Raw genomic sequence first — 24,724 nt, forward strand, 5'->3', positions numbered from 1 at the left:
GCCATCGACAGAGATACTGCAAATGTCGAGTTGCTGACGAGCCTCGTTGATGTGCTCGTTGCTTTGAATCAAGGGCCCTAGGCGGCATTTCTCCTCGAACGCGCCTTCAGGATTGCTCCGAGAAACTTCGGAGTGCTAATGCTCGCGGGCGATCTCGAGATGCGGGCGCGTCGCTACTGGTCCGCGATTCAATGCTTCGAACAGGCTCACGATGCGCATCCTTCGGAAATCGCCCCGCTCCGTTCGCGCTGCATCGCGCTCTACGAAAGCGGACAGTTTGAAGACGCCATCGCGAGCGCACGCAAGGTCTACGACGAAAGTCAGGATGATTGCCAGGCCCACGCGCTCTATTCCGGGATGTGCGAGTTCACCGGGAATCTGGACGAGCTGATCCGCGTGCTCAAAGCCGCGGGAGCCCGCTGGCCCGACGACCCGTCCGTCATCGGCGCTTTGCTGCTGCCCCTCGCACGCGTGGAAGGATTCGACCCGCTCGAACTCTTCCGTTATCACCAGAAGATGGGCGCATTGTTGATCGAGTCGTTGGGAATCTGGCACAACCGCATCTTGCTGAAGGGCGAAACGAGAGAAAAGAGCGATCATCTTGCCATGTACAGCGAGGTCGACATTGCGCTCGACACCTGGCCGTACAACGGAACCACCACGACTGTCGAGGCAATGTACATGGGAGTTCCGGTTGTCACAATCGCGGGCAACAGCCATGTCTCTCGAGTCGGGACAAGCGTGCTCAGCAACATCGGATTACCCGACCTGATTGCGAGCGACTCGGCCGACTATGTGGGGATCTGTGCGACGCTCGCTTCCGACCAGGCTCGGCGCACAGAACTAAGAGCCTCGCTGCGCGCCATGGTGCGGAATAGTCCGCTTCTCGACCACGCCGGATTTACCCGCAGACTCGACGCTCATTTCCGCCGCGCCTGGCGGGACTGGAGCAAAGTCCGGGCGTGAGTCCAGGTGCGCGGCTCGGCTGGTTCGCTTCGCCACCGGCGCGACAATTCAACAACACGGGCGAAGCCAGAAAACCGCGAATTGATCAGGCATTCCGGTATTTGGCGCGTGCGCAAGCAGAGTCCTTTCAAATACTTATCAAAATACGAACAAAAAGGGTTTACAGGCCGATTTTTTGTTCGTATTCTGTACTGGTGCCGCCAGCATGGGGCTGGCGCCATCCCTCGCTCCTTCTAGAAAGGGGAATTGTCCATGGCTCTTTCAAATATCTGTCCGACCGCGATCTGTCCGGAGTTGATCAATTTGCTCGGTGCCAACATTCCGGATCTTGTCGGGGCTGGAAGCGCGGCCGCGGCATTTGCTCTGGTTTCACCAGGCGGGCAAATCGACGAGATCGGTGTCTTCATTACTCGCGCTTACGGCTCGACTGTCACGATGAGGGTCGGAGTCGAACAAGTTTCGGAATCCGATCAAGGAACACCCGATGGCTACTTCGATGGTGTTGGGTCTACCGAGACCAAATCGGCATCGGTCGCGATCGATGGAATAGTCAACCAGTTTGTTTGGGCACCGCTGCTCGATCCCTATCGCAACACCACGGAAGAAATGCAGTTGGTGGCACTGACGGTGCGCGAAGGTGCGACGACGTACACCAGCGGTAATCATTTGCGGATCAGACTGGGGGAGCAGGCGTCACAGGATCAGCTCTTTCCCTACGTCAGCACAAGTGATGCCGGAGCCGCCTGGGTACCGGCTGCGGGTACGCCCGCGATTGCGGCGCGAGGTGCTGGAAGGCTTCTCGACCGGAGCACGGCTGTTCTCAATTCCTCTTCCGTCAATTGGGGTAATACGACGGTCGCTGAAATCTATCGAGGCAACGTTTGGACGACCTCGCATGCCTGTCGCATGTCGGGCGTTTCCTTGGCGATCCAGTTCGAAGATGAAGCCGACTTCGCTGTGCGTGTGTATGTGAACGGCGAATTGAAGGCAAACGTCGAGTTGCCCGAAGCGAGTGCATCGTGTGTAAGCGGGGATGAACAAGAACGCGCCGGTACGATCACGATCCCGATTGCGCCGATTGTGCTCGAGGCGGGAGATGTCGTACGGACAATTCTCGAGCCGCAAACAGCCAACGAGATCACACTCCCAGTTTTGGAATTCTCCGATTCGGCCCAAAGACTCGAATTCACGCGCGGCGTCGACATCCGGTACACCGCGGGTTTCTCAACCCCGACCTGGACCGATTCTGACACGCAGCTCGCTGCCATCACGCCCGTGATCGATCAGATCGGCGGCGGTTCGGCATCAAGCGGCAGCGCGGGATCCGTCAGCACCAAGTTGTCGGTGCGCTCCGGCAAGGAGTCGTTCATCGCGCAGGTCTTCATCCCCGATGCCGCGTCATTCAGCGGCGAAGGTCTGACCGGCCTGACATTCGATTCGTCGGGACTCCGCGCGTACTACATGCGTTCCGATCTCGAAGAACCGGTCGGCTTCAACACGGGCGGCACCGAAGGCACGTTCGTCGAAATGAACCTCGGCGACTGGGTGGACAGCGGATTCGTCGAGATCGATGCCGAAACCATGCCGGGGTGGTATCAGCTCGGCATCCCGAATGCCGCGTTCGCGCCCGGGGCCGAGAGCGTCTCGATCGTTCTGCGCGGCGTCACCAACATGGCGCAAGTCAACATCGAGATCGCGATCGATCAGGAAGTGATGCTCGCGCCGCGCGGGTTCGACAACCTCGGAGTTCCGACGTTCGTCGACAGCGAGGAAGAGAGCGTCAACGAACCCGTCAACACCACGCTCGGCACCCTCACGTGGCCGGAGCGCATCTGGTATTCCAGCCAGTGGATCGTCGGCGGGCGCGAGGACAACCGCGATCTCAAGAAACTCACGCTGCTGGCGAACGATGGTACGACGACCAAGGCATCGGCGGATTACACCGACGCCGCGAACATCGTCAATGTGCCGCCGATGACGCTGAACTGAAGAACGGGGGTAAAGCACATGATCAGAACAATTCTGACACTCACGGCCGTGACGGCGCTCGCGCCGCCGTTCGGCATCAACGCAAAGGCGGGCGAATCTTCGCTCGTCATCAATTCGGCGACGGCGCTCGCGGGTCCGCTGAACATCAACGCCGCGGATGCATCAACGGGCACGTTCTTCGCGAAGTACGCGCCGTCGAGGGGGACGCCGATCTTGATCTATTGGGGCCACGCGAGCAATATCAGCTCCACCAGCCCAATCTGGCGAGACAAAGCCACCTGGGCTTGCAACTTTGCCTCGTTCCAGCATCAGTACTATCCCATTCCCGGATATCCGCTGATGGATATTCTGCATTGGCAGCAGAATCACGGTTGCGACGAAAACTACGCGCAGCTAGATCCATCGACGGACAAGATCGACTGTTCCGATGCCAACCTGCAACTCAAGATCAATGCTCACGCCGCACACGACGCGCGGCAGATCTGCGACTGCATCCACAAACAAGGTCTGATTCGCGGACGCGGCCCGATCGGCGGGGGAAACTACGGAGGCGCTTTCTCGCACCACGAGCTATTCACCGACGGGAGATGGCAGGACAATACAGCGCACTTCACATTTACTGCGCTCTTCCGCCATCCCGACGATGCGCCGACGGTCCCGAGAACGCAGTATCTGCCGACAAGCGCCGGGGTCTATCGCGCTGACTCTCCCACAACTCTCTTCAAAGTGGACCCGCAGGGCGCTTTGATCGGAGGCAGCTTTCAGACGGCGAGCGGTCGCACAGCGATCGAAGCCAATACGATTGGTGCGCGACCGGGCAACTACCACCACCTCTTCTGCGAGTACGGGATCGCGGCAGCAAAGCGCTATGTGGTTGCGCTGCGGGCCGCAGTCAAGGATCTCTGCGATTCGTACCTCCCGCCGGGCGAAACCGATCCGATCGAACTCTGCTATCCGGCATACGTGCTGCTCGATAGCGAAGACATGTCGACGCGGGTCGCGATGCATTCGAACGGGTACATTAACGACCCGGCTCACGGAGGCGAACCTCCGAGTCCGGGTGGTCCTGGCTACTACTTATTGGGCTGCCTCTACCACGTCATGGGTGACTTTGGAGCTCCCAACAACACGTGGACAATGCCGATCTACTACTCGGGATCAAACTTTGATATTCCGGAGTCGTATCAGTCGACCATCTACGCCGACACAGTCTTGCGTAATCTCTACTACAAGTACGCGCCGACGATGGGCGATTCGCGCGAAGCCAACTCGGACGTCAACCTGCGCTTCAACAAGATCATTTATCAGGCCGCCGACTACTGCCTTTTCAAGGCGATGATCGAGCCGTGGAAGGAGGAATTCCCGCAAGCCGGCTTCTCCAACTACGAATTTGTAGTGGTGCCGGATCCGTTACATCCATACCAGCGTCCGTCCTCTAGCGGCGTGGCTTCCATCCAGGAATTCATCCGGCAGGACTACCAGGCCCCGAGTTGCTATGGCATGTGCGGCGCGAGCGATCCGTACGTCACGTCGATTCGCAATGCCGTCGGCCAGGAGGCACTGGATGCGGCGGTTGAGGATTGGAATAACGAGTCGCACAGGCTCATTGTCGACCAAATTCTAAAGAACATCCATCCCACGATGCCGACCGATGCGTACATCTACGGCGTCTATCTGCCGGAGCAATTGCGATCGAAGGTCGCCGATCCTCCCGGCATCAGGGATCGTGATGTTGATCCCAGACCTACTGACGACAACCAATGGGGCGGCGACAAGTCGTTTTTCAAGCGTCTGGTCAAGACCCTTTGGAAGCGGGGCATCTACAAGTACGTCGTCTATTCCGGCGATATCGACCTGACTTTTGAAGCCTGGAAGGAAGTACAGGCGGAAATCCGCGCCGGCGATCTCGAGACCTAATCGCCGATCGTCCGTGAAGGAGTGAATCTGAACCGAGGGGCCCGCGCGACGGCGCGGGCCCTTTCTTGCAGATGTGTTTCAGACGCCCACCGTTGCGCGCGCCGCCGTTCGTCCCGTCACGCATTGCTCGATCGCCTGCGCCGCCTGCTCGATCATCGGCGCCTTGACATCCAGGTGCGTCACGCAACGGATGCGGCGCGGGCCGGTCGCGAGCATCAGCACGTTCTGGGCTTTCAGTTTGTCCGAGAGCTGCTGCGCCGTCAGCGGCACATCCTGGGCGATGTCGAAGTACAGGATGTTCGTTTCGACCGGCGCGAGCGCGATCGAGAGCCCGGGGATGCTCGCGATCAGTTCCGCCAGTTTCTTCGCGTTGGCATGGTCTTCGGCGAGCCGCTGCACGTGATTGTCCATCGCGTAGAGCGCCGCCGCGGCAAGGATTCCGACCTGCCTTGTCATGCCGCCGAACATCTTCTTGAAGCGCTGCACGCGCAGGATGGTTTCCGCATCACCCGCGACCGCCGAGCCGACCGGCGCGCCGAGGCCCTTGGAAAAACAGCACGAGATCGTGTCGAAATGCTTCGCGTATTCCTTCATCGCGACGCCGCTGGCGACGCTCGCGTTCCAGAGTCGAGCGCCATCGAGGTGCAGCCGCAGCTTGTGCTTGCGTGCCTCGGCGGTGACGCGCTGGATCTGCTCGAGGGGCCAGACCGTGCCGCCGCCTCGGTTGTGGGTGTTCTCGACGGTGAGCAGACGCGAGTGGGGGAAGTGATACGCATCCTGGCGCACCAGGGGCGTGACATCCGCGACATCGAAGAGCCCGCGCGGATTGACGATCGTGCGGATCATGCAGCCCGAGAGTGCCGCGGGGGCGCCGGTTTCGTAGTGGATGATGTGCGAACCTTCGGAGCAGATGATCTCGTCGCCCGGTTCGGTGTGGGCGCGGATGGCGGTCTGATTCGCCATCGTGCCGGTGGGGACGAAGCACGCGGCGGACTTGCCCAGGTGTGCCGCGAATTTCTCTTCGAGCTTTCGCACGGTCGGATCGTCGCCGAGCACCTCGTCGCCCACTTCGGCGTTCGCGATGACCTTGCGCATCTCGGGGGTGGGGCGTGTAACCGTGTCGGACCGGAGATCGATGAGCTGCTGTGCCATGGGCTGATGGTAAACACGCTGCCAATCAGGCAGTTTTTGGATTTCTGCCAAAGTGGCAATCGATGTCGGGCCTCCTGCAAGATTGAACGAGCCGGGTGGCTGGAGGAACCCGCCGCGCGGCATTTCCGCCGAGCCCGGACACTGGCACGCCGGTTGCCATTTGCTTTCCAGAGCGCCATCGGCGTGGGGCCGGGGTGCTGAAAGGAGACTCAGACTATGAATATTGCATTCCGTCGTCGTCCCAGTGAACTCGCCGCCAATTGCTGCGGCCCGTCGTCGAACGCTTCGTTGAGCCCGCTCGCGCAGATCTTTGCCGATCCGTTTATCGGTGAGGTGCTGGGCGGCGCGTGGAGCACGGCGCCGGCGCCGATGCCGCTCGATGTCACCGAATCCGAGAGCGCTTTCGTCGTGCGCGCCGACGTCCCCGGTTTCAAGAAGGATCAGATCGCGCTCGACGTCGAGAAGGGCGTGTTGACCGTTCGCGCCGAAGCGGCGGAGGAGAAAGACGAAAACACCGAACGCTACCACCGCAGGGAGCGTCGCTCGCAGAGCGTGACGCGCCGCATCGCGCTGCCGGAAGGCGTCTCGGAAAACGACATTGCCGCGGATCTTTCGGACGGTGTGCTGACGATCACGCTGCCGAAGGCGCCGCAGGCCCAGGCGCGCAAGATCGCGATCAAGTAGGAAAGCCGTTCCGGTCCAAGCGGTTCTCCAATTTGCGCAACCAAGCGTCCCGGCGGGCACTCGCCGGGACGCTGCTTTTCACGCGGAGCGAGCCTTGGCGAGTGTCGCGCGATCTCCCATATGTGTGAGCAAACGGCCGAAGCCGGTCGCGCCGATCGCGCTCATGATCGCGCTGACGGCGAGGACGGCGGCGGCGGAAGTCGTCGTTACGCCGAGGCCGAGAATCGAGAGTCCCGCGCTCACGCCGCCGTTGTAGAGGCCGACCGCGAAGAAGGGTGCGATGAGCCCGCGGATCCCGTTGAGCGTGACGTGCGAGGCCATGTACTGGCTGGTGTGCGTGGGCGGCGCGAAATCAACGTGGCCCAGGTTCCACGCGAGCGTGCCGCCGCCGTAAGCGACTCCCTGCAAGACTGCGGTGAGATAAAGGAGTTCGACGCGGTGGAAGAGGACGCCGAGACAGGCGATCGTCGCGGAGCCGACGAACATCCACGTTTGTCTTGCGCGGAAGCGAACGACATGGGAGCGATCGAGATAGCGCGCCCAGATGGGGATCGAGAGCGGCATGACGAGCGCCATGATCGAGCTGGTGATCAGGATGCTGCGAAGGTAGCCGAGGTCAAATTGATCGCGCAGTACGATTGTGAGAATGGGGCCGAGCAGCATGTTGCCGAGGCCGAGCACGAACATCCAGAGCATGAAGCGCGCCCACATCGGGTCTTTGTGGAGCACGCGCCAGACGACAAGCGGCCCGTGCCACGGTTTCATGATCGGCGCCGAGTCGAGTTCGGCGCGGCGCATTTGCTTCTCGCGGCGAACACGCTGCTTGCGGGTCGCGAAGAACGCGATGAGACCGACAGATGCAACCGAGATGACCAGCGGCGGGAACCAGCCCGGGTGGACGTTGAGAACGGATCCGACGACGACGCCCACGACGCCCGCCATCACGTACTGCATGGTCTGGAAATTGCCGACGGCGGTGGCGCGCATGATCGCCGGGTAGTTCGATCGCCAGACGGTTGGGCGGAGTGTGATGATCCCCGACCAGCAGACTCGTGCCAGAATCGCGACCGCAACCATGGCAAAGAGCCCGGTGCTCGAAACCGGTGTCAGCGCCATGAGCGCGATCAGCAGGATCACGCAGAGCTGGAGCAGATTGATGAGCGGGATCTTCGGGCGTCCGTGGCTCAAGCCCGACCAGAAGAAACTGAGAATGTTGGCGAGATCGGGCGCAGCAAAGAGCAGAGCGACGTAAAAGTTGAGCGCTTCGGCTTCGACGACGTCCTCGAAGCGGCGCTTGGCGATGTTGGAGATGACGCCGCCTTCGACGATGCCGAGCGTGGTCGAGAAGCAGATGACGGTGATGAGTTCGAGCGAATACGACCGGCGTGCAAAGCGCGGAAACGCGACCGGAAGAAACGAGCGGAAGTAGGAGAGCAGCCAGGCCATGCGTTCCGTGCGGCCGAAGAAACAGGTCGTCCGTGAGCGGTGATGCTAGCCGGCTGTTGAATCGGACCGTTCGGCAGCGGCGCTCATTTCGGGGCCGAGTTCGGTCGAAAACGACCTATTCTTGACCATGCCCACCGCCACTCCATCCCAGCCGCCTTCGTCCCGCGAGCAGCCGTACGTCCTGGGCACGGGGAACGACGAGGCGTTCCGGCTCGGTCTTCAGCACCGGCTGTGGAGCAACTCGGCATTCGACCTTTGGCTCCGCGCCGGCCTGCAGCCGGGGATGCGGGTTCTTGACCTTGGTTGCGGCCCCGGCCACGCCTCGCTCGACATCGCGCAGATCGTGGGCGCGCAGGGGAGAGTTGTCGGCGTCGATGAATCCGCGGCATTCCTCAAGCAGCTCGGACAGGAATCCGAGGCGCGTCGGCTCCACAACATCGATCGCGTGCTGGGAGATGCGCAGAAGCTCGATCATTGTCTGCCTTCGCCCGCGACCGACGACTACTTCGACATGGCCTACACGCGCTGGGTCTTCTGCTTCGTCGCCAGTCCCGACGAGATGGTGAAGGGCGTCAGGCGTGTGCTGCGGACCGGCGGCAAACTTCTGGTGCAGGATTACTTCAACTACGAATTCGGCATCACGCTGGCGCCGCGGCGCGAGGCGTTCTCACGGGCGATCAAGGCTGTGGGGCAATCGTGGCGTGCACGGGGCGGCAACCCGGACATCATGGGAGAACTGCCGCGGCTTTTGAAGCGCCACGGCTTTGAGATCGAGCACATGGACGTGAAGCAACGCATCGCGCGTCCGAATACGAGCATGTGGCACTGGCCGTGGACATTCTTCAATTCGTTCCTGCCCAAACTCGTCGAATCGGGTTTCCTTTCGCAGGCGGATTGCGACGCGGCTCTGAAAGAGATGGCCGCAGCGGTGAACGACGACGGCGCGTTCATGCTGCTGCCGCCGGTCTTCGAGTTGATCGCGGTCAAGGCATAAAAAAACACCCCCGGCTGTGCGGGCCGGGGATGCACAAAGAACGTATTTTCGAATTGTGGTTCTCTCTCCCCGGCCCCGGGGAGACGTCTCAGGCTCAGGGGCAGAGCAGCTCGTTGTACGCGCCGGCGAAGATCACGAAGTCCGAGTCTTCAACGATGCCGTCATCATTGAGATCGGCCATGCACAGGCCGGGCAGCGCCGGGCACTCGAGGGCGTTGTAAGCGTTCGCGAAGATCACGAAGTCGCTGTCGTCGACCAAACCGTCGTTGTTGAGGTCCGAAGCGCAGGAGCGGTTGGCCATGAGGATGTGGTAGTCCTCGTCGAAGACCTTGCCGTTGCCGCTGACATCGCCCTTGGCCCATCCGGCGGGAGAAGCGAGCGAGCCGGTGTTGTAGTTGGCGGCCCAGGTATTGAAGTCGTTGATATCGGTGCGGCGATCGAGGTTCACATCGCCGTAGCTGGTCTGGAGCGCGCTGAGCACGACGTAGTCCACATCGGACTGATTGACGATAAGGTCGCCGTTCATGTCGGCCGACAGGTCAAAGTTTGCGGCCTTGACCAGATCGGTCCAGTTTGCTGTGCCGCTGAACGCCGGGTTGTTGAACTGCTGGTAGACGTAATCGATGTCCTTGGCGTCGATCACGCCGTCGGCGCCGACCGGGGCCCATCCGCGGGCGATGCCGCCCGATCCGGCAACGTCCGCGCGGGAGGCGCCGCCCGTGTATGCCGCGCCGCCCGAAGCGGTCGCGAGCGTGGTATTGAAGAAGTTGATCCCGGCGCAGGTCGGGCAGTTCGCATTCGCCTGCATGTCAACTTCTTCAAAGGCGACCTTGCGGTTGAGCACGCCGCCCTGGATGAGCAAGCCGTCTGCAAAGTAGCGGACGTCGGCCTTGGTGAAGCTGCCGTCACAGTCGAAATCGCCGAGGATTTCGATCACCGCGTCGGTGGCCGGTGCGCCGGCGAGGGGGCCGGAGCCGGCGGGAGCGGACCACGCGGGTCCGCCGGCGCGTTGGTTGTAGGCCTTGATCATTTCTCCGATGTCCGCCAGGTCGCGGATGCCGTTGCCGCTGAAGTCGCCGGCGATTTTGTTGCGGGTGGTCAGGTTCGAGTTGTAGTTCACGATTGCGCCGCCCTGGCTGATGTAGTTGTTGCCGTTGGCGACGCCGTCGCTGTACACGACGCCCGTCTTGCGGGTCGGGACGCGGCCGTTGGTGGTGGTGTTGAACGAGTAGTAGACCGAAGCGCCGAGGACGTTGGTGTCGCGGAGGTAATTCTGCAGCGGCTGGCTGAACGCCGGCGTCGGAGCCAAGCTGGTCGGCGCCTGCGGGTCGTGCGCATTGTCGAGGCCCTCGTTGAGAACGAAGTTGAACGCGAGCACTTCGCCGGGCATGAAGTCCGAATCCGGACCGCCCGGGACAGCAACAAATTCAGCGACGCTCTGGCGGATGTTGTTGAGATATGCCGCAGCGTTGGGGTTGGTCATCTTGGGCAGAATCGCGCCCGTGCCGCCGTCGGCGATCGACTCGGCGAGCGGAGTGCCGCGGCTGATGAACTGGGCGGGCCCGCCGATCACGAATCCATCGGCAGAGTTGTCGAGGATGGCGTCGATGTTGGCGCGGCTGTACGCGGTGCCGCCGTAGACATCGTTCTGAACCGCGAGCAGTTCGAAGATGCCGTTGGCCAGCCACCCCTGCTGCGAGGCTGCGCCGCGCTCGGGACCGACATAGCCGACGCCGAGACGGGTGTTCGTCACCGTTGATTCAACTTGGCCATTGCCACCCTTGTTGTTGGAGCGGTAGAGCGTGCCGAGGATCTGCTCGTCCGCGGCGTTGGACTGTGTGCCGCCGTTGCCGCCAACGTTGTCACCAACGGTTTGTGAGGGATCGATACCGATCGTGTTCGAGAAGCCGTTGCGGGTTCCCGATCCGATGTCGCGGGTAATAGCGATGAGATTCTCGCCGTTGGGCATGCGGCCTGTCACGAAAAGATGCTGAACCTGGCTCATCTTCATCTGCTGATAGCCGGTGCCGATGTTGGTCACGGGCGAAATCGGGGCGAATGCCAGAGGCTGATCGAAGAGCACGTTCGTCGCGTTCACCGGCGGCGGGTTGTTCGGGTCATAAAAGACCGCGCCGGCGAGTGTGGTGAGATTGCTGGCGAAGGCGGCACCGACCGAGGTGCCCTGCGGGTTGACCGAGGGTCGCATGTTCGCGCCGTAGCCGGCAGTTCCGGGAAGTGCGTAGGGGCTCGGCGTGCCTGGAATCTGCTGAGCCCACCGACCATGAACGTCGCTCGGGGCGATGTCGATGCGGACGCCCAGTCCCGAGGAGACCGTGTCGGGCGCTGCCCACACCGCAATAAAGTTGTTCGGATCAGAAACGACAGGGAAGCCGCGCGGGTTGCCGGCGTTGCCGTACTGGCCACCGGTGAACGCCGTTCCGTTCCAATAGCGGAAGCTGTTGTAATACTGGAAAGATGCGTTGGCGGCGCTCAGGCCGGTGTACGGAGAACCGGTCGAGGGGAGGAGCGATGCGCCCGTTTGTGAGAAGACCGACATCGTCGGGAAACCGGCGTTGACCAGTTCGTTGATGCCGCGGATCGATCCGACGCCCGAATACTGGACCGCCCAGATCTGGCTGGCCGGGAAGGGAGTGACGTTGCTGCCAGCCGCGGTCGGGGCGAGCTGCTGAATGCCGTTCGCGAACTTTCCGGCGGTGCCGTTCTTGTCCACGTCGATGTAGTCGTTAGTCGAGCCGCGCGACTTCACGAAGTTCTCGAGCAGGGTCGCACCGCTGATGGTGACGATCTTCGGCTGCGCGAGCGCGACGGCTTGCACAGTCGTGGCGAGGCCGCACGCCGATACGAGCAACAGATTCTTCTTCATGATTCAACCTCTCTCTTGCTGGATTGGGAGCGGCGGCTCCCATTGAGCGAACGGCCACGCGGCCGATCGTGTGTTCGACGGCTTCGAGCGCCCGATCCCTGGGCTTGAGTACCGTGAATCCGCGCCAGAAACGTGTGTTCCGGGCGCGAGGGTTTATCAGTGCTTTTCGTCGTCCGCAGGGTCGTAGACGGTGTTGTCGCCCGAGAGGCTGTAGTAGCGATTGCCCCAGAGGCGCTTCGAGATCGTGTCGATCACGGTCATTCGGTCGGCGTGTCCATCAAAGAACACGAAGTTTGCAGAGCCGATGGACGCGTCTCCGCCCGGATGATGGCGCCCGACGACGTTGAGTGTCGTCTTGGAATTGGTCATGTCGCCGGCGCCGAGGTCTTTCTTCAGTTTGATGTCGGTAGTCGCTTTGTCGGAAACGTCGGGATACTCGTATCGCTTCGACTTTGCCGCGGGAACTGTGTAGTCCTCGTTCGGATCACCGGTTCCGAAGCGCACTCGGAACGGCGTGAAAGGTCGGTGTGACTTGGACTTGAAGCCGTCCGAGCCGCCCTCGTAGCCCTTTTCGTCGCCGATGGTCGCCCATCCGTTGTTGATGCTGTACGCGTAGTCCGCAGCGAGAATGACCCTGCCCGGGCCGCCACGGTCTCCATCGACTGCGGAAGGGCCGACGAGCACGTTGTTTCGCGACCCTTTCTCTTCGTAAAACTTGTTGCGAGGAATCACGGCGCCGTTCGCGCCATACGCCATCCGTCGCGCCTGACGGTCGGTGATATTCGCCGTGGCGGGATCGACGAACTGATTCGGATCGCGGTCTTCGGTCAGCGGGCCGGGGTTCGTGCGCGGAGCGCCTCTTCCGAACGCCGACGGGCACTCGAACGCGTTCTGCGGCACCTGTCCGCTGTTGAAGAGCGCGAACGACCAGTGCAAATAGCCGAACTGCGGGTCGGTCCCTTTCTGATCCGCGATCTTCCACGACTGCCCGGTCTCCGTGTCCGGGTAGACGTACGAAGCCGGATACCACTTATTGTCCACTGTGTAGGACGTGACCGCGATCGCGATTTGCCGAGTGTTGTTGAGGCAGACCGTCGACCGGGCGGCATTCCGGGCTGCCCCAAGCGACGGAAGCAGAATCCCGATCAAGAGCGCGATGACCGCGATCACCACCAGGAGTTCGATCAGCGTAAACGCACGCGGAGAAGACGAGTTTTCTGCGATTTCCTGCCGTCGCGCGTTCCGGTCCGACATCCTGCTTCCCCTTTGAAGAAAGTTTCGCGCTCGAACAGCCGCGCGTGGTGAGTGAACCGCAGCGTAGTGATCGCAGGAGAGAGTGTGTTCGACCGATGGCACAAGTCTGTGACAAGACTATGTGAAGGAGAATATTCAGTTTGTGCAAAGATGCGACGTGACGCAGAGCCCGTGTTCGCGAAGAGAGAGCTCGCAAGTCGTGTATTGACCGCGAAGAGCGACGGAGTGTCGCCAGAATCTGCCTGATTCTTCATTGATCAGATTCGATTTAATTTGAGTGAACAGTTCGCGCGCCCGCGTCGGCCGACTTCGCCAAATCCTCACGCTATCTTGACCCGGCGAAAACTCAACGCCGCGGCTCACCGGCTGCCGAAGGCCTTGCGAACCAGAATGATCGCGCGGACGAGATAGACAGTGGCCATCACGCCGACAAGGCTGAGCAGGGCGAGATAAAGGGTTGCGCCGGCGAGGGACGAGGTCTTATGGCCTGTCGCGGCACTCGCGCCCGCCGCCATGAATTTGGACATGTCCGCGCCCAGAGCCCACTTCATGATCGAGGCCTGCACCCACATCATCGCGATGACGATGGCGAAGAGACCCCAACGCGAAGCGATGAAGATCCAGCGCTCGATGCTGCTTTCACCCTTCATCGCGCGCCAGAGTTCTCTGAACGGCATGAAGAACACAAGCCCCATGTAGAAGATGCCGCCGATACCTGTTGCTGGAAGACCCGCAAACATGTTCGCTCAACTCCCGGCGGGGTTGCCCGCCTGCGTGAAACACCGATCAACCGAACGCCGAATCAGTGGCCCTTCTCAAAGACTTTGATCGATCGCTTCCCGACAAATTCGTTCCAGAAGGCCCGGGTCACAAACCAGGTGTTCACGAACCGGAGCACCCAGAACGCCGGGACGCTTGAAAGCGCCTTCAGGAATTCGCCACGCTTCGCGGCATAAATCAGCACCGGGACGACGATGGTCGGAAGGTCGAGGAAATAGCCGAGCAGGAAAGCCGGGTGCACGAAGAGTGCGAGCAAGGGGAGCAGAATGAAGAGCGCAAAGACACTCACCGTCGCGTCCCACAACGCCGTCGCAACCATCGAACGCAGGACCGATGTCCCGACGATGTCCTTCCAGTGGACCTTGATGCACTGAGCAAAGCCGGCGCACCAGCGCTCGAGCTGTTTGCTCATGAAGTGAAAGTTGTGCGGCTCCACCGGGTAGCACATCGCTTCCGGACTGAACCGCACCGACATTCCCAGCCGGTAGACGCACCAGGTCAGGTCCATGTCTTCGCCGACGGTGCGCGTGTTCCACCCACCGAGTTGCCGCAGAACATCGGTCTTGTACGCGCTGAAGCATCCGCTGGCAATAAGCGGACGCTCGTAGTAGTCCTGGATCGGTTTGTAAAAGAGGAACGCATAGAGATATTCGATATAGCGCCCGCGCTCCCACATGGTGTTTACAAACCGCGGGAGCACCATGCCGCAGACGGCCGCCGTCTTGGGCTGATCGAAGTGGGGCATGAGCTTTTCGATCGCGTCGTTCGCGAGCGTGGTATCGGCGTCGATGGCGAGCGTGTACTCCGTGCTGACATAGTCAAGCGCGTAGTTGAGCGCGGTGGCCTTGCTGCCGCAGTTCTTCGGCGGGCGCACGACGACGATCTCTTTGCCGCAGGCGCGTGCGACGTCGCCGGTGTTGTCGGTCGAGCAGTCGTCGATGACGACGATGTGATCGACGTGCACGGTCTGGCGCTGCACGGAGCGGATGGTGTCGGCGACGAACTTGCTCTCGTTGTACGCCGGGATGAGCACCGTGAGCCCGCCGAGAAGCCGGGGCTTGTCGCCGGGGCGGATGCTCGGGGTGACGATCGGGTTGCCGGCGACCTTGATCGGCGCCGGGTCGAGGAGCATGCTCTTGAGCTCCTTGCCGACGCGCACCGCCGGCTCGGTCAGGCTCTCGACGAGCTGGCCGGAGCGCCGCGCGCCGCGCTTGGGCGCATGCGCGCGGCGGGTCGATTGTGGGGGTTCGCTGGAATCTGTGTTGGAATCTGTTTTCATAGGGAGAACACGCGGAAGTGCCCCGTTTCCATGACCATCTCCGACGCGCACGACCGCGCGTGAATCGGTCCCCGGTTATGGAATGTGCGACGTGCTTGCTCGGGCAATCGGCGCTCGAGCGGTGGCCTTGAGGCTGACTTGCGGGGCGGAAGCCTCACAAGACGGCATGCGGGCGGTTGCCTGCTCGGCTCTGGCTGCGTCACTCAGCAGCCCGCCGACAGCGGATCGCAATTCTGCCGAACACCCGTTGACTCGGAATGCTCAGAAATCGCTTCCCGCCAGGACCGGCGGCCCGACCGTCACGTTTCGGGCCTGCGAAGGAATACTACGCAATCCATCGACCGAAGTTCCGTGGTCGATCGGGGGGTGCCCTCCGAGCTCGTCGAAAATTGATCGAAAGTCTCTGCGAGATAGAGAGTTATGGATGTGTCGCCTCAATTTGGTCCGACAACTCTTGGTCCGGAGGCGAGCCAGTGGTAGGCTCACGTTCCATCTGGGGGAAAATCCGGAGAAACCTATGCAATACCGCCACGCGTGCGCGATCTCAGCCACCTGTCTTTTTTCGGTGGCATCCGCTCCGGCAGGAGTCGAGCCGCCCGTCAACTTTGGTATCAGCAAGGGGGTGACCTACATCCAGTCGGCGGACGGCGTCGTTACGGGCGGCACCGACTACTCCGCACTGTTCTCGTTGAACTCGCCGGTGACAGACGCGTTCGCGGCGGGCACGGTGACTTACGCCGGCCCGCTCTCTCCGATCGCGCTCTTCGAGGTCGGCAACAACGTGCTCGGCGGCACGACGTGGTATTCCTACTCCAATATCCACGCCACGCAAGAAGATCTCGATGCCGAAGTCCCGGCGACCGAGTACACGTTTGACTACACCGGGATCTCCGTTCCCAGCGGCAATCACCCGGTCACGCTGCGACCGACCACCTTCTGTCCCGAAGTCCCGGAGCTTCTCGGCGATACGTACTCGCGCTTCCAAGCGTACAAAGACGATCTTTCCTCCGATTTCACCGGTTGGATGAACGGATTCACCGATCATCCGGCGGCGAATGTCAGCGGCGCCGCCATCGTCATCTACGATCTCAGCCATAGCTCACTCTACTACGCGCAGACGTTCGACCCGAGCGAAACCAGTTTCACGATTCCCGGTGACTCGATTCTCCCGGGATACGCGTACTTCGGCATTCTTTATTACTCCGTCTCGTACTCCGACGACTCAGGCGGCGTCGCGGGCGGCTCATACTCCGAAGGGTTCACCAGGTACACCAACTGGTTCTTTAATACGCGCGGCCCGTGTCCGGCGGATCTGAACGGCGACGGTTACGTTGACGATGCCGACTTCGTCATCTTTGTGCAGGCGTACAACCTGCTTTACTGTTCGGACGAGTTCATGCCCGAGAAATGTCCGGCCGATCTGACCAACGACGGGTATGTTGTGGACGACGACTTTGTCGAGTTCGTTCCGGCGTATAACCAGTTGCTCTGCGATCCGCTGTGATCGCGGGCTCGGTTCGTGGTACGCTCGCGACATGAACGATCCGGACACGCAGGCATCGATCGACCGCCACGCGCTCGACGCGGCGTACGAACAGGCGCGCAAAAGCCTCTCCGAGGGCGGAATTCCTATCGGCGCGGCGCTCGTCAACCCGGCGGGCACAATCATCGCGCTCGGCCACAACCTGCGCGTGCAATCGGGTGATCCGACGGCGCACGCGGAGACGGTGTGCATCCGAAACGCCGGGCGCCGGCGCGACTGGCACCACCTCACCATGGCGACGACGCTCAGCCCGTGCGCGATGTGCAGCGGCACGGCGGTTCTGCATCGAATCCCTCGCATCGTCATCGGCGAGCATCACACGTTTCAAGGGCGCGAAGATTGGCTGGCGGCGGAAAAGATCGAAGTCGTGTTGATGAACGACCTCCGCTGCATCGCCCTCATGGAGGAGTTCATCACCGCCCGGCCCGACCTCTGGAACGAAGACATCGGAATCCCGCCGAAATAGCACAATTCCATCCGAACAATCCGGCCCCCTTGCGGTCTATACTTTCTCAGAAGCGGCGGACCCCATCGGGCCGCCGCTTGTCTCTTCCAGACCAAATGCCTTCGGCCGCGACCCGCCGTTCACGCAACGGTCTCCCGCGGCAGAAAAGAGCCCTCTATGAGCGAAAACGACACCACCAATCAGGCACCGGTTTCTGCAGTCCCCGCGCTCGACGGACGCCCCGACGAAAAGGTCGGCCTCATCAACGCCGACGAACCCATTCGCCAGGAAGGTATGAATTGGTTCGTCCTACGCGTCGCCAGCAACAAAGAAAGTTCGGTGCGCGACACGCTGCTCCGCAAGGTGCAGATCGAGCGGATGACGCACCTGGTCAACCGCATCCTCGTGCCAACCGAAAAAACCAAAACCGTCAAAGGCGGCAAGCAGAAGATCACCGAAACCAAGCTCTACCCCGGATATGTGTTTGTCGAAATGCGCCTCGAGCCCGACGGCCGTATCCCGCAGGATGTGTTCTTCCTGATCAAGGAGACGACCGGGGTCGGCGACTTCGTCGGCACCGCGGGCCGTCCGACTCCGATGAAGGACCACGAAATTGAGAAAATGCTCAAGGACTCGAAGAAGCCCGAGGACACGCCGAATGTCCGCATGGTCTTCGAAAAGGGCGAGCACGTCATCATCAAGGAAGGCCCGTTCACTTCCTACGAAGGAACGGTCGACGAGCTTCTGCCCGACAAGGGCCTTGTCCGTGTTCTCGTGACGATCTTCGGGCGCCAGGCGCCGATCGAATTGGAAGAGTGGCAGATCGGCAAGGCGGAAGGCGCTTGATCGACACATTCGGCAATTTGCCGAGTGGAACCGTCTCGGCAATTTGCTGAACGGATCGATGCATGGCGACGGAATTCTGCGGTCGGTTTTTCGTTGCGCAATTCCCGTGAGGGCAATTCCCTCATTCTCGGGTTTGAGTTTGAGTTTCGGTGGCCGCGCACCGCTCCTGTGCTATTGGTTGAGTTGTCACACGCTCGGGCCGCGGCGGCAAGGACGTCGAGCTGTTGCTCCGGGTGCGTTCGCCCTTTCGCGGGTGTGACGAGGGAAATGGGAGAAACTGCCCCGCGTTCGCGGGGCCTGGGAAGGGTTAAAATCATGTCCAGAACGCTTCGGTCATTACCTGCCGTGCTGGTTGCGGTTGCCGGCGTGTCGGCGTCGTGGGCGGTCGCAGACGATCTGAATCCGCCGCCGTGGCGCGGCCAGCCTCACTCCACCTTCCAGCACTGGACGTTCCCGCCGAACAATCCGCAGGGGATGCCAGACGAGTGGAACAATCCGAATGGCACGCCGTTCGGGACGCCGAGCGACAACGCTCAGTATTTTCCGGAATTCAACAACCGAACCGGCGTGTGGTGCCTCCCGTTCGAAGGGGACATGCGGTTTGTGATTCCGAATGATGACAATCCGGACGCGCTCTACAAAATCATCTGGATCCAGGTGACGTGGTTCGGAGAGGGGTTGCCCGCGGTCAACGGTGAGTCGAGCACCGGGAAAGCGTTCGAGTTGGTCAACGATCCCCAGACGGTTACTTTGGCCGATGGTTGGAATCACACGACGTGGGAATTCATCATCCCCGAATGCCCGGACTTTGAGATTGCATTCCTGCGCAACTTGGCGTCGACTTCTCCGCTGTATATCGATCAGGTCGTGATCGATACGATTTGCATCGTTCCCGCGCCCGCGACGAGCCTTCTCGCGCTCGCAGGGCTGGTGGTTGCCGGTCGCCGACGGCGCTAGCGTGCGAAAGCTTCGCCGAGTGAAACGTACAGGTAGAACAGGAGCCCCGGGAGTGGACCCGGGGCTCTTTTGAATTCGGAGTTTGTCAGCGCGAATTCTGCGCAAGTATCGACGCAGTTGCTTCGGCGATGCTTGAACCAACCCCCTAATTCACAGGGGATGTTGTCTCTTTGGTGGCATCTGCGTGGTTTGGGGATACCTGTTGAATTGGTCACAAGCTCGGGTCGCCGCGGCAAGGAAGTTGCAAAGAAGCCCGGGCGCGTACTCCCTGTCGTGGGTGTGACGAGGGTCGTAGGAAGGCTTGCTCCGAAATCCGGGGCTATTGAGCAAGGGTACGAATATGTCCAAACTGCTTCGGTCGATGCCCGCAGTGCTGGTGGCGGTCGCCGGCGTTTCTGCTTCCTGGGCGCTTGCGGATGATTTGAATCCTCCACCGTGGCGAGGCCAGCCGCACTCGACGTTCCAGCATTGGACCTTCCCGCCCACCAACCCTTCGGGGTCGCCCACCGAGTGGAACAACCCCAACGGCACGCCGAACATGTCGGCGAGCGACAACAGCCAGTATTTTCCGGAGTTCGAGGGTCGGACCGGCGTGTGGGGGTTCCCGGGTGGCAATCACCTGAAGTTCGAAATTCCCAACGATGACAATCCCGATGCGCTCTACAAGCTGATCTGGGTTCAGGTGACCTGGTTCGGTGCGGGTCTGCCCGGCGTGGAAGGCATGACCAGCAACGACACTCCGCTCGGATTGATCGCCGATCCTCAGACGATCCAGCTCCCGGATGGCTGGTTCCACACCACTTGGTTGTTCTCGGTCAAAGAATGCCCCGATTTCGAGATCGTCTTCCTGGGCAATACCAACCCGACCGGGGCGCCGCTGTACATTGATCAGGTCGTGATCGACACGATCTGTATTGTTCCGGCTCCGGCGACGGGCATGCTCGCCCTCGCTGGGCTCGTCGTCGCGGGCCGTCGCCGCCGCTGACTTGTAGAGCCTTGGAAACGACGCGTACTTCTTGAGCCCCGGCCTTCGTGCCGGGGTTTTTTCGTGTCGCTTCATTGTCGTACGCTTGTGCATGGGCGTTTCGCAATCCATGAAAGCAAGCGTGTTGCCGGCGGCGATGCTCTTTGCCTTGGCGGGGTGTCGCACGGGCGGCGAATCGACCGGTGACATGCTGCGAAGGCAGAATCTTGAATTGCAGGCGCAGGTCGCCCAGCTTCAAACAGACGCGAACGAATTGCGCGCCAAGATCGCGGAGCTGACCGGCCCATCGGGTTCGAAGAGCGCGGAAGTGACCGAGGCGACGCCGCGGGTCGCGAGCATCGAGATCGACTTCCTGTCGGGCCCGACACAGGATTCCTCTGCGCCGCCCCGAAGCGATCGCAACCGCGAAGTCGCGATTTATGTCAAGCCGCTCGACGGGCGAGGAAGATTCATCCAGGCGACGGGAACTCTGACGATTGAAGTCTCGCGGCTCGTTTCGCTGAGCGCGTCGGTTCAGAATGCGGGCGAAGCGCCCGCGCGGCTGCTCGCGACGAAATCGCTCGATCCGCTCCAAGTGCGTGATGCGTACCGCGCGGGCTTCACAGGGACGTACTACGCCGTCGACCTGCCTGTGCCGGCGTCGGATTTGCAACCGCCGGGGCAGATTCTGCTGAGAGTGCGCTTCTCCGATGCCATCACAGGCGCATCGTTTGATGCGAGCCGGATCGTGGGGCTGCGCTAGATTTTGCACGGGCGCATCTCTGGATTTCGCTTGTTTCGCGCCGCGGGTCGTGGTATTGGTTGATTGGGTGCGCCGGGAAGAGGGATTTCCCATGAAGAACTTCGCGTATGCCGCGCTGGCGCTGACCGGGGCTTCTGCGTTCGGCGCTCCCGCAATTGTCGGATTTGATCTGGGCCGCGGCGGAGCGTTTTCGATCAGCCAAGGCGGCGCGCTGACGACGCTTCGCGGCGTCATTCTCGGCGCCTACCCGAGCGCAACGATCGGCGGAGTTTCTGCGCTCTCGCCGTCGGGACTCGCCGGCGCTGATGTTGTCTTCCTCGCTTCAACGACCGCCGGGACTTCGGCGATCGCGCCGCTTTCCGCTTCCGAGCAGACAGCGCTGTACGACTTTGTGCTCGCGGGCGGCGGCGCCGTAATTTTTTCAGACAACGACTCGTTTGCCGGCGGTGCCAGTCAGCCGGCGAATCATTCCTTGCTCGCTCCGTTCGGATTGACGTGCGCCGGCACGGGACTTCCGTGGCAACGAACCGCGACGGTGCTCGATCCGCACTCTTCGCCCGTGACCGACGGACCCTTCGGGCTCTCGCAGACTTTCTCGATCGGATGGCCCGGCTGGTTCAACGGTCTCGGGGGCGCGACTTCGCTCGCCACGCTCAACGATAACGGACAATCGGCCCTTGCCTTGATTCCGCGCGGCGCGATCGGACCGGGGAGCGGCGGCGTGGTGTTGTTCTCCGATTGCACGATGATCGGCGACGGGTACTTTCCCGCTGCGAATCAGACGCTTGTTCTGAACGCGATCGCATTTGCGGTAGACAGGGGATGCGCGGGCGATCTGAACAGCGACGGGCTCGTGGACGACGCGGACTTCTCGCTTTTCGTTGTGGCGTACAACCTGCTCGATTGCGCCGACGGCGCGATGCCCGCAGGCTGCCCGGCGGATTTCAACCGCGACGGATTCGTCGACGATGCTGACTTCAGCATCTTTGTCGTCGCATACAACGAACTGATCTGCCCGTAACCTACTTGCGTCCGAGCAGGAAATAGAGCAGCACGCCGAGCAGCGGCAGCAGCAGGATGACGAGGATCCACAGAAGCTTCTCGCCCGCCGCGCGCCCGCTCTGAAGAATCTCGACAATCGCGATGATGTCGAGGATCAGGACGATGAGTCCGATCAGTCCGCCACCGTAATACATGCGAAGCTCCTTCGCGACTGCGCGAGCGCGTGCTCGCGACGTTCCTCGTCGGCCCCGCAAATCCCACGAGGTTTAGTGGGGCAGAGGGAAGCGTTCACACAGCGTACGAACATCTTGACGGATCTGCGAACTCGCCGTCATGAAATCGGATTCACCGGCAAGGCCGGCGCTGAGCGCGCGATCGATAAACGACGCGACGGTGCTCATGTCGGTTTCCTTCAGACCGCGCGTCGTCACGGCCGGGGTGCCGAGGCGGATGCCGCTGGTGACTTTGGGAGGACGCGGATCGCTCGGGACGCCGTTCATGTTGCTGATGATGCCGCACGTTTCGAGCCACTTGCTCGCGTCGGCGCCGGTAAGCGCTTCGCTGCGCTTGCGGAGATCGACAAGCATCAGGTGGTTGTCGGTGCCGCCTGTCGTGATGCGGTAGTTGAGCTTGATGAGCGCGTCGGCCAGCGCTTTGGCGTTCTTCACGACCTGCGCCGCGTAGTTCTTCCACTCGGGCTTTAGGCATTCGCCGAACGCGACGGCCTTTGCAGCGATCACATGCATGAGCGGACCGCCCTGCATGCCGGGGAAGACAGCCTTATCTATCTTCTTGGCCAGCTCTTCGTCATTCGTAAGGATCAGGCCGCCTCGCGGGCCGCGCAGAGTCTTGTGCGTCGTCGTCGTCACGATGTGCGAGTGGGGGAACGGGCTCGGGTGTGCGCCGCCGACAATGAGCCCCGCGATGTGCGCCACGTCGCTCATCAAAACAGCGCCGACCTTGTCCGCGATCGCGCGGAAGCGCGCAAAGTCGATCGTGCGCGGGTACGCCGAGTAGCCGCAGAGCAGCATCTTGGGCTTGTGCTCCAGCACGACTCTCTCGACCGCGTCGTAGTCGATGCGCTCAAAGTCCTTGTGCGAAACGTCGTAGTGCAGCGGGTAATGCACGGGGTTGTAGTAGCGTCCGCTGAAGTTGATCTTCATCCCGTGCGAAAGATGGCCCCCGTCTTTCAGCACGAGGCTGGCGAACGTGCTGCCCGGGTCCATGCACGCCATGAAAACCGCCGCGTTCGCCTGCGCACCGGAGTGCGGCTGCACATTCGCGAATTTGCATCCGAACATCTGCTTGGCGCGCTCGATGGCAAGCGTCTCGACCTGATCGTGAAACTCGCAGCCGCCGTAGTAGCGTGCGCCCGGGTAGCCCTCGGCATACTTGTTGGTGAGGCAGGTGCCCATCGCGGCCATGACGGCAGCGGAAGTGTGATTCTCGCTCGCGATCAATTCCAGAGTCGATTCTTGGCGCTGGGCTTCCTTCGAAATCAGGTCGGCGATCGCGGGATCAATCGCGCGGATCGTCGAAATCCCGGGAACGGGGGGCGTCGCGGAGGGACTTTTCGCAGCGGGCACATCAGAAATGGCGGATGGCGTCATGGCAACCTCCTCTGGCAAAGAACAGTAGGAAGTGCCGCGCCGAAGCTACGTTTGTAGGCGGTCGCCACGCCGAGCACGGCACGGAGCCGCCATTTCCGCCTGCTTTGGGCTTGCGTTGTTCACGCTGGTTGTGTCATAATTGCGATTCTTGAGGCGAGCGAGGGGCCTTGCATGAAACCGGGACTGACGAGCGTGCTGCTTGCATCGTGTGTCGCCGCGGCGCCAATCGCTGCTGCCGATGTGCAGTTCTTTGATCTCTTCTATTCGACGTTCTACAACCAGACGTCCGGATCGGCGCCGACCGACTACGACGACAGCAACTTCTCGGCGCGCATCATCGCGACTCCGGGCGATGTGGGCTTTGCGCGGGTGCTCACTCCGGATCTGCAGGACTTGAGCCTGCCGGAAATCGGACCGGGCTATTTCCTTTTTCAACAGGACTTCTCGACTCAGGAGGATTCACTCTTTGCGTTCGGACCCGGCGACTACATCTTCGGAATCCAGGATGGCACGCTCGGAGATCAGGCCGGCGAGATCATGCGACCGGATGGGTCTTTCTGGAGCGAGGAGATCCCCGCTTTCACCGAATCGTGCTTCTGGCAGATGCAAAGCGCCGACGCGGCGAGTGATCTGACGCTCGAGTTCAACACGTTCGCGGCGCCGGCTCCGGCCAATACCTCTCTGATCTTTGTATTCATTTACGATGAATTCGGCGCTGTGGTCTTCAATGACTATTTCGAATCATCGATCGGCACGGAAGTGATTCCCGGCGGGACGCTTGACCAGGGGCGGCATTACTCGGTCTTGCTCTATTTTTCGAGCCGGATAGAAAACCTCACCGCCGAATTCGGCGGCAGCGCGAAAATCCTCGGCTTCGATCGCGTCACGATCGCGCCGCTGGTGACGGTCGCGACTTGCCCGGCGGACTTGAACCACGACGGTTTCGTGGATGATCTGGATTTTGTGTTTTTCGTCGTTGCGTACAACATTCTCGACTGCGCCGACCCCGCGATGCCGCAATGGTGCCCGGCGGATTTGACTCTGGATGGCGTCGTCGAGGATTCCGACTTCGTGCTGTTTGTCGGCGCCTATAACGAACTGCTCTGTCCCTGAAAACAGGGGGAGAATTCATGTGTGGTCTTTGTACGGAGCGGCTCAACGTCCATTTTGAAGTTCTCCGCGAATTTGCCGGTTTTGACGAAAACAGAACACGGACGGATCGTTCTAATGGGACGATCCGAACTGATTG

Annotated in this window: 21 protein-coding genes; 13 read left to right on the forward strand and 8 right to left on the reverse strand. The window is 61.3% G+C overall.

The genetic code is table 11. The features are described from left to right. The first annotated feature begins 138 nt into the window (after nt 1-138). The 3 genes from KF691_03095 to KF691_03105 all read left to right on the forward strand — a co-directional run bounded on the left by KF691_03095 (nt 139) and on the right by KF691_03105 (nt 4,872). Nucleotides 139-966 (forward strand): hypothetical protein, encoded by an 828-nt coding sequence (locus KF691_03095; GenBank protein MBX3388424.1) that lies wholly within the window; start codon nt 139-141, stop codon nt 964-966. Nucleotides 967-1,218: 252 nt separating this feature from the next. After that, nucleotides 1,219-2,955: a hypothetical protein gene (locus KF691_03100; GenBank protein ID MBX3388425.1), complete on the forward strand. Its 1,737-nt coding sequence runs from the start codon at nt 1,219-1,221 to the stop codon at nt 2,953-2,955. An 18-nt stretch (nt 2,956-2,973) separates the two neighbouring features. Further along, nucleotides 2,974-4,872, forward strand: a complete 1,899-nt coding sequence (locus KF691_03105) for a hypothetical protein (protein ID MBX3388426.1) — start codon at nt 2,974-2,976, stop codon at nt 4,870-4,872. A 78-nt stretch (nt 4,873-4,950) separates the two neighbouring features. Here KF691_03105 and KF691_03110 read toward each other — a convergent pair whose 3' ends face one another. Further along, on the reverse strand, nt 4,951-6,024 hold the full coding sequence (locus tag KF691_03110; protein ID MBX3388427.1) for an aminotransferase class I/II-fold pyridoxal phosphate-dependent enzyme: 1,074 nt from the start codon (nt 6,022-6,024) through the stop codon (nt 4,951-4,953). Between the two features lie 216 nt (nt 6,025-6,240). Between KF691_03110 and KF691_03115 the strand changes: the two genes are divergently transcribed. After that, nucleotides 6,241-6,708 carry an Hsp20/alpha crystallin family protein gene (locus KF691_03115; protein ID MBX3388428.1) on the forward strand — a complete coding sequence of 156 codons (468 nt, stop codon included), beginning with the start codon at nt 6,241-6,243 and terminating at the stop codon, nt 6,706-6,708. A 78-nt stretch (nt 6,709-6,786) separates the two neighbouring features. Here the strand turns inward: KF691_03115 and KF691_03120 are convergent, their stop codons facing one another. Further along, nucleotides 6,787-8,154, reverse strand: coding sequence for an MFS transporter (locus tag KF691_03120; protein ID MBX3388429.1), 1,368 nt, complete (start codon nt 8,152-8,154; stop codon nt 6,787-6,789). Between the two features lie 127 nt (nt 8,155-8,281). On the opposite strand from KF691_03120, the gene KF691_03125 reads away from it, so the two are divergent. Further along, nucleotides 8,282-9,148 carry a methyltransferase domain-containing protein gene (locus tag KF691_03125; GenBank protein ID MBX3388430.1) on the forward strand — a complete coding sequence of 289 codons (867 nt, stop codon included), beginning with the start codon at nt 8,282-8,284 and terminating at the stop codon, nt 9,146-9,148. 94 nt (nt 9,149-9,242) lie between these two features. On the opposite strand, the gene KF691_03130 is transcribed toward KF691_03125, so the two are convergent. The 4 genes from KF691_03130 to KF691_03145 all read right to left on the reverse strand — a co-directional run bounded on the left by KF691_03130 (nt 9,243) and on the right by KF691_03145 (nt 15,345). Beyond that, the gene (locus tag KF691_03130; GenBank protein ID MBX3388431.1) at nt 9,243-12,032 is read right to left on the reverse strand and encodes a hypothetical protein; all 2,790 of its coding nucleotides are present in this window, start codon (nt 12,030-12,032) and stop codon (nt 9,243-9,245) included. 156 nt (nt 12,033-12,188) lie between these two features. Beyond that, the gene (locus KF691_03135) at nt 12,189-13,286 is read right to left on the reverse strand and encodes a type II secretion system protein (GenBank protein ID MBX3388432.1); all 1,098 of its coding nucleotides are present in this window, start codon (nt 13,284-13,286) and stop codon (nt 12,189-12,191) included. Between the two features lie 359 nt (nt 13,287-13,645). After that, a complete protein-coding gene (locus tag KF691_03140; GenBank protein MBX3388433.1) occupies nt 13,646-14,026 on the reverse strand; it encodes a hypothetical protein in 381 nt (126 codons plus the stop codon). Nucleotides 14,027-14,088: 62 nt separating this feature from the next. Then, the gene (locus KF691_03145) at nt 14,089-15,345 is read right to left on the reverse strand and encodes a glycosyltransferase family 2 protein (GenBank protein ID MBX3388434.1); all 1,257 of its coding nucleotides are present in this window, start codon (nt 15,343-15,345) and stop codon (nt 14,089-14,091) included. Nucleotides 15,346-15,862: 517 nt separating this feature from the next. On the opposite strand from KF691_03145, the gene KF691_03150 reads away from it, so the two are divergent. From KF691_03150 to KF691_03180, 7 genes are all read left to right on the forward strand, one after another. Further along, nucleotides 15,863-16,849 (forward strand): hypothetical protein, encoded by a 987-nt coding sequence (locus KF691_03150; GenBank protein ID MBX3388435.1) that lies wholly within the window; start codon nt 15,863-15,865, stop codon nt 16,847-16,849. Between the two features lie 31 nt (nt 16,850-16,880). Then, the gene (locus tag KF691_03155; GenBank protein ID MBX3388436.1) at nt 16,881-17,354 is read left to right on the forward strand and encodes a nucleoside deaminase; all 474 of its coding nucleotides are present in this window, start codon (nt 16,881-16,883) and stop codon (nt 17,352-17,354) included. Nucleotides 17,355-17,510: 156 nt separating this feature from the next. Beyond that, nucleotides 17,511-18,179, forward strand: coding sequence for a transcription termination/antitermination factor NusG (gene nusG / locus KF691_03160; protein ID MBX3388437.1), 669 nt, complete (start codon nt 17,511-17,513; stop codon nt 18,177-18,179). A 315-nt stretch (nt 18,180-18,494) separates the two neighbouring features. Then, complete coding sequence (locus KF691_03165; GenBank protein MBX3388438.1) at nt 18,495-19,136, forward strand: hypothetical protein; 642 nt, start codon at nt 18,495-18,497, stop codon at nt 19,134-19,136. A gap of 340 nt (nt 19,137-19,476) precedes the next feature. Next, nucleotides 19,477-20,121 (forward strand): hypothetical protein, encoded by a 645-nt coding sequence (locus tag KF691_03170; protein MBX3388439.1) that lies wholly within the window; start codon nt 19,477-19,479, stop codon nt 20,119-20,121. 91 nt (nt 20,122-20,212) lie between these two features. Further along, a complete protein-coding gene (locus KF691_03175) occupies nt 20,213-20,863 on the forward strand; it encodes a hypothetical protein (protein MBX3388440.1) in 651 nt (216 codons plus the stop codon). A gap of 91 nt (nt 20,864-20,954) precedes the next feature. Beyond that, complete coding sequence (locus KF691_03180) at nt 20,955-21,884, forward strand: hypothetical protein (GenBank protein MBX3388441.1); 930 nt, start codon at nt 20,955-20,957, stop codon at nt 21,882-21,884. A 1-nt stretch (nt 21,885) separates the two neighbouring features. On the opposite strand, the gene KF691_03185 is transcribed toward KF691_03180, so the two are convergent. Then, nucleotides 21,886-22,059 (reverse strand): PLDc N-terminal domain-containing protein, encoded by a 174-nt coding sequence (locus KF691_03185; GenBank protein MBX3388442.1) that lies wholly within the window; start codon nt 22,057-22,059, stop codon nt 21,886-21,888. A 72-nt stretch (nt 22,060-22,131) separates the two neighbouring features. Beyond that, the gene (locus KF691_03190) at nt 22,132-23,475 is read right to left on the reverse strand and encodes a serine hydroxymethyltransferase (protein ID MBX3388443.1); all 1,344 of its coding nucleotides are present in this window, start codon (nt 23,473-23,475) and stop codon (nt 22,132-22,134) included. A 171-nt stretch (nt 23,476-23,646) separates the two neighbouring features. Between KF691_03190 and KF691_03195 the strand changes: the two genes are divergently transcribed. Continuing rightward, the gene (locus KF691_03195; GenBank protein ID MBX3388444.1) at nt 23,647-24,588 is read left to right on the forward strand and encodes a hypothetical protein; all 942 of its coding nucleotides are present in this window, start codon (nt 23,647-23,649) and stop codon (nt 24,586-24,588) included. Nucleotides 24,589-24,724: the final 136 nt, after the last annotated feature.

Source organism: Phycisphaeraceae bacterium, assembly GCA_019636555.1.
Lineage (GTDB): Bacteria > Planctomycetota > Phycisphaerae > Phycisphaerales > UBA1924 > JAFEBO01.